This window comes from Kushneria marisflavi (assembly GCF_002157205.1).
Lineage (GTDB): Bacteria > Pseudomonadota > Gammaproteobacteria > Pseudomonadales > Halomonadaceae > Kushneria > Kushneria marisflavi.
This window is the reverse complement of sequence record NZ_CP021358.1, coordinates 572,007-588,638: the sequence shown is the minus strand read 5'-3', so window position 1 is coordinate 588,638 and position 16,632 is coordinate 572,007. Positions and strand designations below refer to the sequence as shown.

The 16,632-nt window shown below is 54.9% G+C and carries 16 protein-coding genes and 1 tRNA gene; 3 read left to right on the top strand and 14 right to left on the bottom strand.

All coding sequences use genetic code 11. From position 1 onward, the window contains the following. Window positions 1-5: 5 nt before the first annotated feature. Together B9H00_RS02735 and B9H00_RS02730 are read right to left on the bottom strand one after the other, a co-directional pair. Window positions 6-1,559, bottom strand: coding sequence for a glycosyl hydrolase family 28-related protein (locus B9H00_RS02735; protein WP_086899377.1), 1,554 nt, complete (start codon window positions 1,557-1,559; stop codon window positions 6-8). 179 nt (window positions 1,560-1,738) lie between these two features. Beyond that, the gene (locus B9H00_RS02730; protein ID WP_086899376.1) at window positions 1,739-2,437 is read right to left on the bottom strand and encodes a S24 family peptidase; all 699 of its coding nucleotides are present in this window, start codon (window positions 2,435-2,437) and stop codon (window positions 1,739-1,741) included. Between the two features lie 197 nt (window positions 2,438-2,634). On the opposite strand from B9H00_RS02730, the gene B9H00_RS02725 reads away from it, so the two are divergent. Then, on the top strand, window positions 2,635-3,270 hold the full coding sequence (locus B9H00_RS02725) for a glycoside hydrolase family 108 protein (protein ID WP_086899375.1): 636 nt from the start codon (window positions 2,635-2,637) through the stop codon (window positions 3,268-3,270). Next, window positions 3,257-3,820: a hypothetical protein gene (locus B9H00_RS02720; protein WP_086899374.1), complete on the top strand. Its 564-nt coding sequence runs from the start codon at window positions 3,257-3,259 to the stop codon at window positions 3,818-3,820. The genes B9H00_RS02725 and B9H00_RS02720 overlap by 14 nt, the downstream gene beginning before the upstream one ends. Window positions 3,821-3,876: 56 nt before the next feature. Here B9H00_RS02720 and B9H00_RS02715 read toward each other — a convergent pair whose 3' ends face one another. Then, window positions 3,877-4,473: a hypothetical protein gene (locus tag B9H00_RS02715; protein WP_086899373.1), complete on the bottom strand. Its 597-nt coding sequence runs from the start codon at window positions 4,471-4,473 to the stop codon at window positions 3,877-3,879. Between the two features lie 74 nt (window positions 4,474-4,547). Here B9H00_RS02715 and B9H00_RS02710 point away from each other — a divergent pair. Further along, a tRNA-Ile gene (locus tag B9H00_RS02710) sits at window positions 4,548-4,624 on the top strand. Between the two features lie 444 nt (window positions 4,625-5,068). On the opposite strand, the gene B9H00_RS02705 is transcribed toward B9H00_RS02710, so the two are convergent. The 11 genes from B9H00_RS02705 to sctJ form a co-directional block, all read right to left on the bottom strand. Beyond that, window positions 5,069-6,118 (bottom strand): EscU/YscU/HrcU family type III secretion system export apparatus switch protein, encoded by a 1,050-nt coding sequence (locus B9H00_RS02705; protein WP_086899372.1) that lies wholly within the window; start codon window positions 6,116-6,118, stop codon window positions 5,069-5,071. Window positions 6,119-6,136: 18 nt separating this feature from the next. Then, window positions 6,137-9,676: a hypothetical protein gene (locus B9H00_RS02700; protein ID WP_086899371.1), complete on the bottom strand. Its 3,540-nt coding sequence runs from the start codon at window positions 9,674-9,676 to the stop codon at window positions 6,137-6,139. Window positions 9,677-9,853: 177 nt separating this feature from the next. Further along, window positions 9,854-10,672, bottom strand: coding sequence for a type III secretion system export apparatus subunit SctT (gene sctT, locus B9H00_RS02695; protein ID WP_086899370.1), 819 nt, complete (start codon window positions 10,670-10,672; stop codon window positions 9,854-9,856). A gap of 39 nt (window positions 10,673-10,711) precedes the next feature. Beyond that, window positions 10,712-10,981, bottom strand: coding sequence for a type III secretion system export apparatus subunit SctS (gene sctS, locus B9H00_RS02690; protein ID WP_086899369.1), 270 nt, complete (start codon window positions 10,979-10,981; stop codon window positions 10,712-10,714). A 1-nt stretch (window position 10,982) separates the two neighbouring features. Beyond that, window positions 10,983-11,642 carry a type III secretion system export apparatus subunit SctR gene (gene sctR, locus B9H00_RS02685; RefSeq protein WP_086899368.1) on the bottom strand — a complete coding sequence of 220 codons (660 nt, stop codon included), beginning with the start codon at window positions 11,640-11,642 and terminating at the stop codon, window positions 10,983-10,985. Then, a complete protein-coding gene (gene sctQ / locus B9H00_RS02680; protein WP_147376534.1) occupies window positions 11,635-12,780 on the bottom strand; it encodes a type III secretion system cytoplasmic ring protein SctQ in 1,146 nt (381 codons plus the stop codon). Before sctQ ends, sctR begins: the two co-directional genes overlap by 8 nt. Then, window positions 12,777-13,256 (bottom strand): hypothetical protein, encoded by a 480-nt coding sequence (locus tag B9H00_RS02675; RefSeq protein WP_086899366.1) that lies wholly within the window; start codon window positions 13,254-13,256, stop codon window positions 12,777-12,779. The genes sctQ and B9H00_RS02675 overlap by 4 nt, the downstream gene beginning before the upstream one ends. Beyond that, window positions 13,253-14,581 carry a FliI/YscN family ATPase gene (locus tag B9H00_RS02670; RefSeq protein WP_086899365.1) on the bottom strand — a complete coding sequence of 443 codons (1,329 nt, stop codon included), beginning with the start codon at window positions 14,579-14,581 and terminating at the stop codon, window positions 13,253-13,255. Before B9H00_RS02670 ends, B9H00_RS02675 begins: the two co-directional genes overlap by 4 nt. Beyond that, window positions 14,578-15,171, bottom strand: a complete 594-nt coding sequence (gene sctL / locus B9H00_RS02665) for a type III secretion system stator protein SctL (protein WP_086899364.1) — start codon at window positions 15,169-15,171, stop codon at window positions 14,578-14,580. The genes B9H00_RS02670 and sctL overlap by 4 nt, the downstream gene beginning before the upstream one ends. Then, window positions 15,168-15,815, bottom strand: a complete 648-nt coding sequence (locus B9H00_RS02660) for a hypothetical protein (RefSeq protein WP_086899363.1) — start codon at window positions 15,813-15,815, stop codon at window positions 15,168-15,170. Before B9H00_RS02660 ends, sctL begins: the two co-directional genes overlap by 4 nt. Next, window positions 15,812-16,564: a type III secretion system inner membrane ring lipoprotein SctJ gene (gene sctJ, locus B9H00_RS02655; RefSeq protein WP_086899362.1), complete on the bottom strand. Its 753-nt coding sequence runs from the start codon at window positions 16,562-16,564 to the stop codon at window positions 15,812-15,814. Before sctJ ends, B9H00_RS02660 begins: the two co-directional genes overlap by 4 nt. Window positions 16,565-16,632 lie beyond the last annotated feature (68 nt).

The following is a 16,632-nucleotide window of genomic DNA, read 5'->3' as shown; positions in this document are numbered from 1 at the left end:
TTGGCTCACGAGGTCAGCAATGACGGATTGAGTGTCAGCATCTGCATCGAAAAGGCCGTCGGCGTTTTCGGTTTGCCGTCAGCGTCGACAAAGTAAAGCTCAAACCCTGTGCATTGGCGACGTGTCTTGCTGGAGTTGATGTAACTGTTCAAATGCTTGAGCCCATCAAAGCGAACCCCACGGTCTTCAACGGTGACCTGAATCAGCGGGTTATCCAGCAGATATTCGGTGACCAGCTTGATCGTGCCTTCCGTTGTGACCTGATTGGTTGTAAAGCATCCCAACCCACGGCTGAGCTTGTCCTGGCGCCACAGGAAGTGCTGTGGGATGCCAGTGGTCAGCTTGACCTTTTCACCGTTGATCATCATTTCGCTGACGCCGGTCAGGCCGACCGTTGGTTTGCCGGCAGCGTTGCGGGTCAGACTATAGCGCTCATAGAGCCCATCGCCCTTGCCAATGGTAATGGCATCCGAAAAGGCCTGATCTTCACTGTCTTCAAGCGTCAGTGGTCCACCCTTGGTGCGCATGACAATACCCTTGGCCGACCCCGCACTGTTTTTGCAGGCTTCAATCACAAGAGGTGGCAGATAGGCCCATTTGTCTGCCTGCTGAACAATGCTGTCCGGCGTAATGCGCATGGCACGACCCGATGCGCTTCTGACTACCATGGCGCCCCCCTGAGCCGAAACGCCACCCATACGCGCATCATGTAAAAGAGAACTGAACACGTTGCGCCAGCCCCAGGTCACCTTATTGCCCGCCGCGAAACAGTTCATGATCTGCTGATAGCTGGTGCTGCGAATGGCGGGGTAGCCACTCTCGTCATCGGTTTCATCCGTAGGCGCGATCAGCGGAACCTCTGCAGCTGTCCCTGTGTCGCGACGCTTTTCCCACCAATTGCCGATAAAGTTGCAGTCGTAGATATGTGATGCAGCTACGGCGTCACCACTCAGGAACTCGAAAATGTTGTCCTGAAACGTGCTGCCATTAATTTGACGGCGGAAAATAAAGGCATTTCCGCAGTTGTTGAATTCGTTACGCAAAAAACGCGCTGTTGTCGAATAGCTGTTTTTGCTGTCTTCACAATAAAGCCCATAACCTACCTGAATGCAGACGCAGTCCTCCATCGTGAAATTAACCAATATGTCCTTGACGTAAATGGCGTACTGGATATTAGTGAAATGAATGTTTTTGAAAACGCTGTTGTAGCCGTAAGCATCGAATGCGATTTTGCTGTCGCTTTCCTTTTGGCCCTGAATCAGCAGGTTTTCAACCAGTGGCCCCTGATTGATGAACATGGGCCCGCTGAGTCCGCTGGCCGGACGAATGCGGGCACACCTACCTTTTTGATTTTCACGTAGACGCCCGGGGCCGCTCAGATTTTTGTACTGTAGATCAACCGTTTTGGCGATGACATAGTCGCCCGACGGTACGATAACTGTCGCGATGTCGCTGTGCGCCGCAGCATCATTGAAAGCCTGTGAACTATCGGCCTTGCCGGTAGCATCTGCACCAAAATCGAGAACGGTCTTCATTGCAGTAGCAGTAACAGTAGTCATGAGTATTCTCCAAAGATAACCAGATTAGTACCGCCTTGTTATCCTTTATGGATAACGTGTAATCATGGTTAATTATTTGGTTAATACCGTCAAGCCGAATTTGATCAAAATGGTTAATTAAATTTGATTGGTCCAATTAATCCTTTTTAAACAGTGATTTGCTGATGCAGGGCCATACGTTATCGGCGAAGCATCATTTGTGCCATGACCACACCAATGATTCGACAGTGAGGCCCCAGTGTCATGTACTGCTGGGCCCAGCCTCTGTTCAATGCCTTGAGCATGGGAGGCTGACCGGGTTCTTCGATGTAGCGCTTGAAAGTGGCCTCTGCACTACCGTGTTCTTCACACTGAACGATGACGTCATCTCCCGACATGGCCTGAACATCCGGGTCGACAAAGATCAGGGTGCCCGGTGGATAGACCTCCATCATTGACTCCCCTCGCACGCGAAGTACAAAGCAGCTCGGACCGCAATTGGGGGGCCTGGGGAAGAACTCCTGGTCCCCCTGGTCGATGATGCTTGCCGAGGTTTCCGTCCATGCCCCTGCCTGCACCCAGCTGAGCAGTGGGGCCATTCCATTCATGATAGGGGCCTGTTCAATGCTGTTGTCACTGCGTGGTGACATGGGGATCACATTGCCTTCGTAGGGCAAAGCCTGCTGATGCACGCTGTCCAGCCATCCATCTTCCTTTCCGAATGCCGCTTCAATACGACGTGCGAAATCATCGCCGATATTACGGGTCGCCTTGTTGCTGAGAACCCGACTGGCTGCCGGCGGCTCTACGCCTACGCACTCGGCAAATGCCTTGTTACTGCCGGCCTGGTCGCGTAACGCGCGTGCGTTTTCACGTCTGATCTCACTGACTCTTAGCATGGTGGGGTCTCATCAGAAGTATTAAACCTTTCTCATAATTATCCTTGATGGATAATTAAAACTCACGCATACTCGGTTTTGTTAACCAAATGTGTGCATATTGTGCATCCGGTGATTGAATATTGCCATGTGAAAAGTCAACGCGTCCCGGTCCGCCAATAGCGCTTCAAGCAGTACCCGTATACGCGGAGAGTCTTATGAACGAATCACAGCGCAGCAAGATTATCGTCGCCCTGATGAAACGCGAAGGCGGATTTGTGGATCACCCCGATGATCGCGGGGGGGCGACCAATTATGGCATTACTCAGCAGGTGGCATTCGAGCACGGCTTTCGCGGAAGCATGCGTGATCTGCCTCAGCCGCTGGCCGAGAAAATCTATCTGAAAACCTACTGGCATGCGATGAAACTGGATGAGATCAGTGCGCGTGCGCCCGCACTGGCAGTCACCTTGCTGGACTATGGCGTACACAGTGGTACCAAACGGGCCGGACGACAATTACAGGAGGTGTTGAATGTCTTGAGCAATAACGGACGGCGCTGGAGCGCTATCGGGACAGACGGTTGCATTGGAACGCAGACGCTCGGGGCAATGGACGCCATGCTCAAACTTCGCGGTGTTAATAGCGGTCACACACTCGCGAGTACCATTAATGCGCTGCGTCTGGCGTGGCTGGTCGATCTCGCACGGCGTGATGTCTCACAACAGGCATTTGCACAGGGCTGGATTGATCGTGTCGTCAGGCTTGAGAGGGATATGTATGACATCGAACCTGACACTGGTCGAGATGGGACATCCAGAGAACGGCGAGGAAATCGTCATGGCCTGGTCTGACGTCGGACGACGTCTTGAAAAGGAGGCGCCTGAACTGGCAGCGCTTTTTAAAAATCCGGATAACTGTGACACATTGGGAGCGATTGTTGCTGCCACCCTTGAGTGCTGGGCAAATGCCTCTGCGCAAGGGGTCACGGACATGCTGGATCAGAACCCGGAGGCCATTGAGCGACTCAGGCAGCTGGATATAGAACGCATCAAGCTTCAGTTGGATGTCGCATCACAAAAGCCGTCGATGTCGCGGGCAACCGGAAGCGCTATTACAGGGCTTTTCAACAATGACTGGCGAGCGGGGGTGGGGTGGACACTGTGTGGCATGCTGGCACTTATGTCTGTGGCCATCTGCATTACCGTTATTAGAGACCCGGACCGTATCCAGGACTGTGTGGATGTCATGACCTGGCTGATTTTCTCCGCCAGCGGAATACTGGGTGTTAACCTGCACGGCAACAGCGTGGAACGCCGTGTCATGATGGAGGAAACGCATATGGGCATGAATGATCGTGGCCAGGAGGGCCCTCCACCACGTCCAAGGGATACTCAGGATTGATCCTGTTGCATCCAGTCTTCGCGCCCGGCTCCTGCCGGGCGCTTTGATGTTATCGATCAGCGCTCGATCAGTCGGGCATTGAATTCGATCGGTATGGCATTGTCCAGACGCTTGTAACCCAGCAGCGACAAAACAGTCTGTGCATTATCCAGCTTCATCAACTGCTGGGTATCTACACTAATGGGCTCGGCCAGTGTCAGGTGATAGTACTGTTGATCCAGGCGCTCAAGTGTCAGAGGGACCTGTTCACTGCGCTCGAAGTGATTGCCACTGGCGGTCAGCGTCACATTGCGGGTGGTCGAGTCTCCCGGTTGCAGGTTGCTCAGCCAGGCCGGATTCACCTTCGTGGACAGCGTTACCATGGCCGAGTCGGATGAAAGTCCCGACAAAAGGCCGCCCAGGCCACCTTTCTTACCCAGCAGGTCAGTCTGCTCAAGACGCAGAGGCATCTCGAACCGACCTTCATCATCGATGGTGCCCTGAAGATCGGAGACATGATAGGTGCGCTCCATTGGGCCGCGCTGCCCCTGACCTGCCACATGAGCGGTAATCTCACTGTCAGCCGGCACAAATTGCCAGGCCGCCTGTGCCTGGGAGGTCACTGCAAGCGTTACGCTTGCCACGCCCAGCATTTTCCAGAAACGATCACGCATGTGCTCACTCCTTGTTGATTAACGGCACTGGCCTCACGGCAATGCTTTGGGTATCATACGCAACCGCAATATCAGGGCCTATAGCTCAGTTGGTTAGAGCAGGGGACTCATAATCCCTTGGTCGTAGGTTCGAGTCCTACTGGGCCCACCAATTATTTCAATAGCTTACGCTATTTCTCGCCTGTCTCATCGCCCTCATTTGTACCCGGTGTCAACGTTGTGTCAACGCCACACCATTCATGATGAAGTGACTGGCGAACGTGTGTCGCAGCACGTGTGTCCTTTGACCCTTTGGCAGGACAATCGTTGTCCGGTTCAATGCCTGGGTAAATGCCGCGTAGGCGTCTATCGGAAATATACGGCCAATCCGCGGGCCGTGTGTCTTGAGTTCAGATAAAGCCCGGGGTTAGCAGTGCTGCTTTCCTGTGACCATTGCCGATGTTCACATGGAGGCTTTTTTGCGGAGTGCGCTGCTACAGCAGATTCTCGATCTCGGTCTTGGATCCATAAAAGCGAGAAGTTAATGCCATCTTCTGCATGTATAGGGTGCGTCTTATGAAAAAGATGATGTGAATCTTTTCGTCATTTAATTTGGTTAGATCAAACGTGCGGCCACAAGAACATCGGCAATCGATTGAAAGGTCCCTTCAGGAATCGGTTCACCGTTACCGGCACGAGTAGCGATCGCTTCAGCAAGCTGCGAATCAGCAACTCGTGGAATATGGCGCTGGTTGGCACTTTCGAGCAGCAATGCAGCAGCATTGGCCGATGCCTTGCAGGTGATGACAGGCACTGGGGTCTCACCACGTACATACCGAATACCTACCAGCCAACCCTCCTTTGTACCGATCATTACAGAGGTATGCTGTATCCCGATTTTGGCATTCAGCTCGTGCATTTTGCGTCGCTCTCTGCGGCGTACCTGATTCAGCGTTGGGTCACCTTCCTGATCCTTTCGTTCGCGTTTCTGTTCGGTTTTGGTCATGCGTTGATCGCGTCTGAAAAGCCAGCGCTGCAGCAATACATCAATGGCGCCGACCAATAGAAACGCGGCCAGAGCGGTGATGGTCAGTGGTTTCAACAGGTCAAGGAAGGTGCCCTGCATACAGCCCAGGCCACAATAGGAAGACTCCATTAACGACTGCAATCCGAGTCGATAAACGATGATTAGCGCTACCATGAGTGCTGTCATCTTGAGCAGCGACTTGAAAAACTCGATGATGCCGCGAACCGAGAATATTCGTTTAAGCCCTTCCACAGGATTGATCTTTTCCGCCTTGGGCAGTACTGGCTCGCCAGAAAAGACGAACCCGCGGGAGACGCCAATGTTGGTCAAGACAACCACCAGGAATATCAGTGCTACCAGAGGCAACGTGAAAATCAGCAGTATCTCGCCAGCCTGTGTCACCAGGCGCGGCCAGAGAGTATCGAAAGGATCAGTATATAGGCGTGCGGTCAGGTCAAGCAGGCCCTGTAGTCGCGCGAAAAAATCACCGGCAGTAATGGCCAGATAGAGCGTGCAGGCCATCATCTGCATGGCGGTGACCAGGTCTGCACTTTTGGCGACCTGGCCCTTCTTGCGTGCATCGCGGAGCTTTTTCGCCGATGGCGGTAGCGTTTTCTCCTCGGAGGGCTGCTGGCTCATCGCGAGCCCCGCCTGACATCAGGCGCCGACAGTCGATCCTTTCTCCATGTCTGTCTGCAGATTGTCGCCATCACCAGCATAGTCCTCATGAGTGAAATCGTCCCAACCCGCCTCGGGGAGGTGGCCCTCGCGCAGGAAGAACGCGTACTCATCGCTGCGGTACTCGAAAATGCTTTCGTCATCCGGCGCATCGCGTTGGCCGTAGCCCTGGACATACTCCTTTAAAAACTCGTAGCGGTCGGCGCCATCTTCGGTCAGTAAACCATCCTGGTCCAGCGAGTTGAACAGGTCATTCAGATCATTTTGATGGCCTTCCAAAGCATTGGTTCGCTTGATGTCCTGAAAAATGGTAAAGGGTACTGTGGCGATCGTCAGTGCGGCTGAGACCCAAAACAATGGCCCGGAGGCGGCTCGGGCAAAGGCAAGTCCCTTGAGTGCGGCGAGTGCGGCACCGCCCCCGGCCAGACCAAAGGCTCCGGCAGCAACGGTTACCGCGCCCTGACCGATGGTGGCACCATCGCCGCTGTCCACACCGCGCTTGATCATCAGCCCGCCAAGGGCGATATCCAGCGCCCCGGTGGCCGAGTTGGCCGCGCCGTCGAGCACGCGCAGGAAAGAGCTGATGGTTCGTGTCGTCGTCGTGGCTTTGGGCAGTGCCGGGTTTTTAGCGTATCCGTCACTGATACCCTGCACAATCTTGCCCGTATCGGATTCGCTCAGGTCCAGTTTCTGGCTCAGCTTTTCGCGATCGCCGACGGGCGCGTCGTCGATGATCTGTTCGATGTTCTCGACGAACCTGAGACCCTTGCTCTCGGTGAAGGGGGCGCCGCTGGAGGTATCCTTGCCCCAGATCTGCGGCAGTGTCTTGTCCAGCCCCAGCATGGCGTTGACGTTGGTACCCTTGACCTTGTCCGTGATGTTGCTGCCGAGGTTGACGAAGTGCTGGCTGGCGCCGAGGAAACTGATGAATTCCTTGGCCACGGCCATCCGCGCCTCGTCGCTGTCGGCCAGCTTGCTGCCTCCGCCGGCGAGCTGATAGATGCCCGAGGCGAGCGAGATCAATCCGCCTGTCGAGCCCAGCGCGCCGTTGGCATTAAGGGTACTGATCAGCGACAGCATGCCGCCGTTGGTCTTCTCGTTGAGCGCCTTGTAGACGCCATTTTTCATCAGCCCGTCGATATCCGATTGGGTGATGGCGCCATTTTTTTGAAAGCGATCGCCGAGCTCCTGCAGCGCCTTGCCGAAATTCTTCGCCGTCTGCTTATCATTGAGATACTCGTTGACAAACTTGTCGATCGACTCTGTCGTACGCCGCGGGATATCGACGCCAGCACGCTTGAGCGCTGCCAGCACCATCTTGACCACGTCTTGTGTGGCGGTCGCAGTGTTGGCGTCGTTGATATTGTCGGGGTTGGCAATCAGCTCGTCGAGATCGGTGATCATCGAGTCGAGCTGCAGGCTCTGAGCAAACTCGGCCGCCTTGTCGCTATCCTCGGTGGCCGGGAACATTGCCGCCAGCGAGCTGTAGGTGGCGGCAATATCCTCCTCGGCCAGCTCTCCCTGGCCACTCTTGCGGAGATCATTGATATATTCGATGTAGTCCTCACTAAATGCTGTTTCCTCGAGCCGCGAAGCGATGGCATCCTTATTCGGGACTTTATTTACCGCTTCTGTCTGGGCTGACATGTAATCGTCCCGGACGGCGTCTGAAGCAAACAGTTCACCAAGCTTTTCATCCAGCTTCTCGCCATTGATGATGGACGAAAAATCCTTGCCATTGAGCTGATCCATACTGAGCCCTTCGGAGACATCCAGACCTACCATCTCCAGCCCATTGTCGAGGGCACCCTGAGCACGCAAGGCACGATAGAACTGAGCTCTCTCGTCATTTTTATCGATGCTGCCGTCCTTGATGCCTGTTTTCCAGTCATCAATGAGTGTTTTCCAGGTGAGCTCGCTGACGGTCTGCTTGCGAGAGCTGTCATCCGGATCTGCTTCACTCGTTTCCAATGAGCGAATATCGACGTTGCTGAGAGAGGGTAAATCATGTTCTCGACGCGCCGTATCGATCTCTGCATTGCCGGCCAGCCGCTGAGCATCGTTATCGCCACCGTGACGTGACCAGTAACCATCGAAAACGTTTTGCACTGCCTTGCCGTCGTCTCCGGCTGCACTTTTGATTCGTTCACGCAGTTCCTCGTTGACCTCTTTGGTCGCTTTCTCCAGAGAAGCACCATTACCCATCTTGTCAGCGATCAGATTCTGATACAGCTGCGACATTGTCTCTGAGCTATCGAGATGCAGAATCTGTCGTGAATCCGTCAGAGTGGCCCCGGCCATGGCTTCTGCGAGGGCGTTGAGATTGTCCTCGTAGCTCGGATTGCTGGTCTCTGTGTTCTCGGCCAGAAAGTGGTCATAAGCGCTGTAGCCGGCATTGATCGCATCTTCTTCGCCACCATGACGCTCGAAGTAACCGTTGAAGACGTCCAGCCCGTCTTCGCTATCCTTGTCGGCGTTCGTCAATGCATTGTCGATTCGGCCGAAGAGGTCATTTTTTGCCTCACTAATGGCACTCTTCAGGTTCGGAGCGTCACCCCGATCGCGCTGCTGCTCAAGCTGATAACCGACCAGCTTGCGGAACTTGTCACCGGCATCACCGGTCAGGCCGTGAACGGTGCGCTTCTCGATATTGATGCCGTCGGCCATGTCTGATGAGAGCGAATTCAGAGTGTCGTCGTAGGCGATGTCTGCCTCGTCGCGGTGCGCCATCCAGGTTTCTTTGCCGAGCGCAGCGGCGTCTTCTTCGCCGCCGTGACGCTTGAAGTACCCATCGAAGACGTTGACGACGCTGCTGCCGCCGACGCTGTCGATTCGGCGGCGCAGATCATCATTTACAGCGCTCACCGCTTCTCCCGGATCTTCGCCCTGGTCGATCCGGTTCTGGACCAGATTCTTGTAGAGTTGCGACAGAGTGTCCGAGCCATCGAGGTGCAGAATCTGACGCGAGCCGGTCAGTGTGCTTCCGGACAGCCCCAGCGCCAATGCGTTGAGGTTGTCTTCGTAATCCGGATTGCTGGTGATCGTGTTGTCGGCGAGAAAGTCATCGAATGCATCATAACCTGCGTCAATGGCGGCCTCCTCGCCGCCATGGCGTTTCCAGTATCCTTCGAACACGTCGAGACCCTTGCTGGCGCTGCGGTCAGTATTTTCGAGCGCATTGCCGATGCGCTCAAACAGTGCATCCTTCGCCTGATCGATCGCCTTGCCCAGATCGGGTTCCTTTTTGTTGGCCCGTTGTGCGTTGAGCTCGGCGTTGACGAGGGTTCTGAATTTTTCTGCTGCGCCCCCCGTCAGGGAAGAGACCTTTCGTTTGTCGATATCAATGCCGTCAGCCATTTCGACCGCAAGTGCATTCAGCTTGTTCTCATACCCTTTGTCACCCGGCAGAAGTGACTGGCTATCGCCCTGACGTTGCCTGCTGGCCAGCACCAGTGCGGACAAAAAGTCGCTATCCTTGACAGGATTGGCATTTGAAAGGGCAGAGCTGTTAACGCGCATTGGAGTTCCTTTTTCGACAGAGGGCGGGCAGACTCGACGATGAACGATCAACCGAGAGGCGAGTTGCGTATTAGTCCTGTCATGGAGTGTCATTGGGAGGTATGACGCTCCTATGGCAATAAGGAAACAATGGGTAACAGAGCGTGGGGATTTGGTAGTTGAAGAAAGGGAAAAAGTCTATTGACCAGCCCCAAGTATGCCTTCCAGACGACTCAGGTTGAGCTCGAGTACATCAAGATGATTCACCATCAACGGAATAAGGAATACGACATAAACCAGCATCAGGAAAGCGAACAGTAAATTCTTGATCGGCAGCGACAGATCGAAGGCGTGGAGGTTGGGTGCCATCCGTGCCGCGTAGGCGAGCATTAGATCGGAAAGAAGCAGGGCGATCACAAGGGGGGCCACCATAAGAAGGCCAATTTCCATGACCTGATCGAGCAGAGCGAGCAGTCCCATCGCTGAATCATGTGTTATGATCGGAGCAACATCCGCCGCAGGCCAGAGCGAGTAGCTGCGATAAAAGCCGTCCAGCAATAGCATAAAGCCGCCGGTAATAAAAAAAAGCGCGAGCAGGGTAATCGACATTAGCGTTGATGTGACACCGGTTTCGGTTGCCCCCATGGGGTCAACAATCTGCGCCATGGTCGAGCCCCGTTGCAGGTCGATAAACTCTCCAGCAACCTCGGCGGCCCAGAATGGCACGCCGAAAATCAGGCCAATCGTCACACCAATCAGTAACTCCTTGATGACCATGCCAGCCAGCGCGATGCTTGAGATATCAGCAAGACGGGCAATATCGGCATAAAGTGGAACAATCAGCGGAATCGAGATCGTAACTGCGACTGCTGATCGAATCATGCCGGTCAGGCCGAGACGATTGAATGCAGGTGTCACGAGCACCATGCCCAAGGCACGGGCAACACCCAGTGCACCTGCTGTGATGAGCGGGTAAGCAAAGTCGGTGAGAAAGCGGGCAAACTCTTCGTAATTCATGCCGGCGCCTTGCCCCCATTGAGCAAGCATATCTCGTGTCTAGCGTGTCCAGGCGGCAAAGTTATTCAGTACCTGATCGGTAAGGTTAACGATTTGTGTGGCCAGTAGCGGGCCGGACAGAATCAATACCAGCAGTACGGCTACCAGCTTGACCGCCTGAGGCAACGTTTGATCCTGAATCTGGGTCAGGGCCTGAAGCAAGCCGACACCAAAGCCAATCACAATGGCGACAATCAATGCCGGAGCCGATACAAGAAGGACGGTCCAAAGAGCATTTTTCATCAGGGAAAGAAAGATATCGTCGTTCACGCTAGCCTCCGCCATAGCTGAGAATGAGACCGTGCATTAGTCGTGACCAACCATCCACGGCGACGAACAAAAATATTTTCAGGGGAATCGAGATCAGGGTTGGAGATACCATCATCATGCCCATCGCCATCAGGACATTGGAAACGATCAGGTCAATGATCAGAAATGGAATATAAAGAAGAAAGCCTATTTCAAAGGCCCGCGTCAGTTCCGAGCTGACAAAGGCAGGGATCAGTACGATTAGATCGTCATCCTTTAGATTTTCTCGCGCTTCGTCTGACCAGAGCGTCCTTGTTGCATCAATGAAAAAGGCCCGTTCATGCTCACTGGCATAACGCGAAAGATACGCCTGTAATGGCGCTCGTATGGCTTCTCCGGATTGACGTATCTCCTCGACACTGGAAAATCCCGTTTGTTGATGCTCAATGCGATGTGTGATTTCACCGATCAGCGGTGTGGTGATATAGACGGTTAGTATCAGTGCGATACCGTAAAGCACCAGGTTGGGTGGGGTCTGCTGTACGCCCAGCGCATTACGGATAAGAAACAGCACGACGGAGATTTTTAGAAATCCTGTCATTGTGACGACGGCCAGGGGGACCAGACCGATCGAGGCGACAGCGATAATGATCGCGATCAGATTGGGCTGAAACTCATCCATCCAGATTGAGCCTCTCGATTTGCACACCAAGATCATCACCAATCATCACCAGACGGCCGAGCCCCATGCGACGGCCGTTGATTACCAGATCCACTGCTCGTTCAGGACGTTTGCCAAGAGGCAGAACGCTTCCATCTCCCAGTTCTCTTAGCTCGCCAAGCGTGAGCTCCAGACGGCCCAGCTCACAGGTCAAGCGCAGCGGTAGATCGTTCAGGTCAGCCCTGTCGCCTGTCGCTTGTTCCTGATCAGGTGAAGTATTGTCCGGCGACGATTCGTTCATGCTGTCCTCTTTTTGATCAAGTTCCTGAAGGGGAGTGTCTGGTGCTGTGACCGATGCATGGTGCTTGCCTTCGGATCGAAGCGAGCTTGTAAGTGTTGGCCCCTCCGAGCTGACACGTGCCTCTGCGATGTAGCATCCGCCGACAATGACTTCCGCCTGAGTCGGATCGCCGTAAGGTTGCTCAAGCAGCACCACGTCACCAGGCTGCAAACTTCGCCACTCCCGTAGCGCAAGATGCTGGAGGCCCGTAGAGACTGTGACGGTCGTGGTAATTGCGCTGCCAGAGTGCTGTTGTCGCGGGAAATGGCGATCAAGCAGGGGCTGAAGACGAATTAATAAAGTCGCACTCAGTTCGATCCGTACAAGATATGGCTCATTGCTGGATTCAGGAGACAGTAAAAGCATCATCTCCTGATTCACCGTATGTCCTCTGATTCCTTTTTCTATAGCATTATTTTCAGGTACCGACTCAACACGTATATCGGCGTCGAGAAACGTCTCAAGCGGTTCGAGCCAGGAAAGCCACACCGACTCCAGCCATAGGGCCGCCAGGTCGGGATCAACCTGGCGCAGGGAGCGCTGCCGAGCCGGATGCGCGCCCAGAAGGTCAAGCGTGCGCCAGTTGCAGGCAATGTTGATGAACTCGTCGCCGACACAAAGTCGAAAATGAACCTTTTCGGCAGGCAATAATGCATCATGAACAAGACTCAAATGCACGGTATGCCCGTCCCACTCCAGAACCAGAGGTTCTCGCGGGCAGTGCAGTGCGTTATGCAGCGATAGCATATCCGGATCAAACCGGCGCAATATGCTGGGCAACGCTGCCTTGTCCGATGACGAAGCGATAGTATCCTTCACTGCCTGAATCTCCCGCCCGAGTGACTCTCTTCCATTTCGAGCTCTGCCAGATGCTCAGCGTTGGTCAATGCTGTCTGTCGATGTCGGGCCTGTAATCGTTCGAGCGCTTTCTGCGCGCGTAACTGCCGGGACCACTCGCGTGCACGAGCTTCACGCTCCTGCTCGGCCAGGCTGGCTTCGTCATGACAGCGTTGTTGCTGCTGCTCAAGGTCGGCACGAAACTCGTCCACATCGGCACGTGCGTTTTGCCACTGCTCAAGATGAAAGACACTCAGCGGCTGGCGAGCCGTTTCGAACAGGTGATCATCGTGTTCGTCGGCACGCTGTCGGTGAAAATTTTGTTCGGCGATCAGCCGGCGAGAACGCTCATCGATTTCTTGACATCGCTGACGTGCGCGCGTTAGTGCCTGCTCGGCGAGCCGAGTCCGCTGCTGGCGCAGCTTTAACAGACGATCCAGCTGATTCGGGGAGGTCACTGTGCAATTTCCCGCAGTCGACTCAGAGTGGTTTCAAAGCTGACATGGTCGTTCGGAGACTGGCGAAGAAAAGACTCGATGGTGGCGTGTTTGCGGATTGCTTCGTCGGTGACGTCATCACTACCTTCGCGGTATTCACCCACCTGCAGCAGAAGTTCAACGTCCCGGTAGTGCGACATCAGATTCCGTACTCTGGCAGCGTCACGACGATGGGCCTCATCAGCAACGCTCTCCATTAACCGACTTCGACTGGCAAGTATATCGATCGCGGGAAAATGTTCGCGACGGGCCAGCTCACCACTCAGCACGATGTGGCCATCAAGGATGGCACGAGTTTCCTCGGCGATAGGGTCAAGTGCACCATCGCCTTCTGTCAAAACTGTATAGATTGCAGTAATGGACCCATCGCCTTCACGGCCAGGCCCTGCGCGTTCGAGCAAGCGGGGCAGGGCGGCGAAAAGTGAGGGTGGATAGCCACGACGGGTTGGTGGTTCACCTGCGGCAAGGCCGATTTCGCGCTGGGCGCGAGCAAACCGGGTCAGACTGTCGACCAGCAGCAAAACGTCGCGCCCTTGATCACGGAAATACTCGGCAACGCTGGTAGCTGCCAATGCCGCGCGGGCTCGCTCGATTGCCGGACGATCAGAGGTGGAAACCACGCATACCGTGCGCTGTCTTGCCCTGGCATCCAGCTGAACGTCGAGCAGTTCACGCACTTCGCGACCACGCTCACCAACCAGACCCAGTACGACGACATCGGCGTCGCTGCCACGAATAATGGCCGACAGTAGAGAGGATTTACCAACGCCGGGTTCACCAAATAAACCGATACGCTGCCCTTTTGCGACCGTATTGAGTGCGTCAATGGCACGCACGCCCAGAGGCAGGGGGTGTTGAATCAACTGTCGCTTCATGGGCAGTGGTGGTTCAGCATGTACCGGATACTCGATGAGTGTTTCCGGCCCGGGTTCAGGGCCGCCATCCAGCCACTCACCCAATGGACTGATCACCCGCCCGAATAGTCCCTCTCCTACTGCAATCCCCTGAGCGCGGCCGGTAGCGATCACCTCGCTGCGCGTCGAGAGACCGTGCAGTTCACCGATCGGTGAGAGGATGGCATCGTCTTCCTCAAATCCGATGACCTCGGCCGCAACGCGACGACCGCTGACGGGATCACGCAGATAACAGAGCTCTCCAATGCTCACACCTTCGATGCTTGCATGGATCAGAAGTCCACGAATTCGTTTGACTCGTCCCCGGATCTGATGAGGCGTTATTCGAGAGAGTCTGTCATTGAGCCGCGGCAGTAAATCATCGAGGCTCATGGTGCTTTCCGTCCGGGATTCGATGATAACGCCTCGGCAATGGTTTCAAGCTGTGTCTCGATTCCCAGGTTCATGACTGCTGTCGGGCTCACCAGCAGGCACTGGGATGGGCCAAGTCCTGGGTCGGCTTCCACTGAAAGATCAGTCGCTGCTTGGTAGTGTTGGGCAAGGTGCTCGGTAACGCGATCTACCAGTTCAGGTGCCACGCGAATGCAGGGTCGTTGTGCCTGGCGCCACTCACCGAGCGCTTGACGCACACTCATTGCAATACGTTCGGTATCGTCGAATTCACCGAGCAGGCGTTGCATCAGATTGAGCACCAGACCGCCAAGCTTCGGCTCCAGGGCGGCAAGATAGTGATCAACATCGGCATGGGTCTTTATCAAGAGCTCTGCAGCGTCACGCTCACCTTTCTGACGTCCGGCGGCAAGACCTTCGGCATACCCCGTTTCGCGAGCGCGCCGAATCTCTTCTTCCTGATCGGTGGCACGCTGGCGTGCCTGATCTAGAAAGGCAAAACCATCGGTCCAGGCCTTGGCCTGCTCTGCACGTAAAATGACATTGCCGGGGCGGCGGGGCAGCATGTTCATGTGTCACCTCGCAGCCCGGAGAGGGAAGGAGAAGAAAGGCCTTCTACGGCCAGACGTGCGATTTCCACTGCTGCGACATCGACCGGTCTATCATCAAGTGTCATATCCCAGGCCCAGCTCAGTTGTAGCCAGTTCTGCCATGCCGGGGGTAGGTATTGCCACCATTGGTTCAGACAGTAATGGCCATCGCGCTCGATGGCGCCCTCAAGCAAATCAAGGTCTTCGGTAGAAATCATTTCGATCGTATCAGGGTGTGGCCGGCCTCGGTGGCGAAGCGCCAGTGCGTGTAGATCATCACCAAATCGACTCCTGAGTGACAATACTTTCGTGGCCTGAATCTCACGTACAAAAGCATTCGCATGTGCGATAACGCCTGCAGCGCGTCGGCAGGCATCGATGGTGTCAGGAGCAAGCTGACTCAACTGTAGATCGGAGGGCGGCAGCGATGGCAGTGACGCGGGCGACGCAAGGTTGTGACGCAGGCGTAGGCGCTCGACCAGTCGGGCACGAAAGCGGGGCTGTTGGCTCCATTCATCAAGATACGTCTCGCTGGCGAGACCATCGAGGCTGTCCAGCCAGTCATGTCTGTTACAAATGACCGGCAATATATCGGCACTGCCGTTCTTGTTGGCTTCGAAACTCATGGTGGTGCCGCCAGTTCATAAGGTTGCTGTCGCCGTCGCTGCCAGATCAGCCACCCCACCACGGTCAGCAATACAATGATGGCAGCGATCAGCGTACCGAACAGCCACCAGGCCCGTGAAACGCTGGGCGCCGGCATCGCAATGCCCAGAAAAGTGCTCATCATTGGTTGGCGAGCTTCATTGACCGGCTCGCTGATTTTCGAGGCAACCGTCACTACTGACACCTTGTCGTAAGTCAGCCCGGCAATACCGTTGGCTACCAGCGTTTTGATTCTGGGAATCAGTGGATTGATATCGAGTGATGGCAGATATCTTACAAATACGGATGCCGAGGAGGGGGTACTGTCGCCGCGGAGCAGATCATTGTCGGGAAGCACCACGTGCACGCGTGAAGAAAGAACGCCGTCTATCTGGGAAACGGTATGCGAAAGCTCTTGGCTCAACGCATAGATCATCTGTGCTTTTTCCTGAACAGGAGAGGAAACCAGTCCGTTTCCCTGAAAGACATCTCCCATATTGGCAAATTGATGCTCCGGCAGACCGGCACGATCGAGAATATCGACGGCATCGGCAAAATGATCTTCATCGACCGTTACTGTCATGCGCCCTTCATCATCGGCATGGCGCTTGGCCGGCACGCCACTGCGCGCCAGTGTCGCCACGAGCAGGTTTGCCTCGCGCTCGTCGAGGTCAGTATAGAGATCGGTATCGCACGCTTGCAGCAACACGGCCATCAAAAGCAATGCCATTGTCCGAATCCGATGTCTTGAAAAAAGCCGAAGCACGTGGAGCTTCCCCTGTCGTCGATGGTAACTAA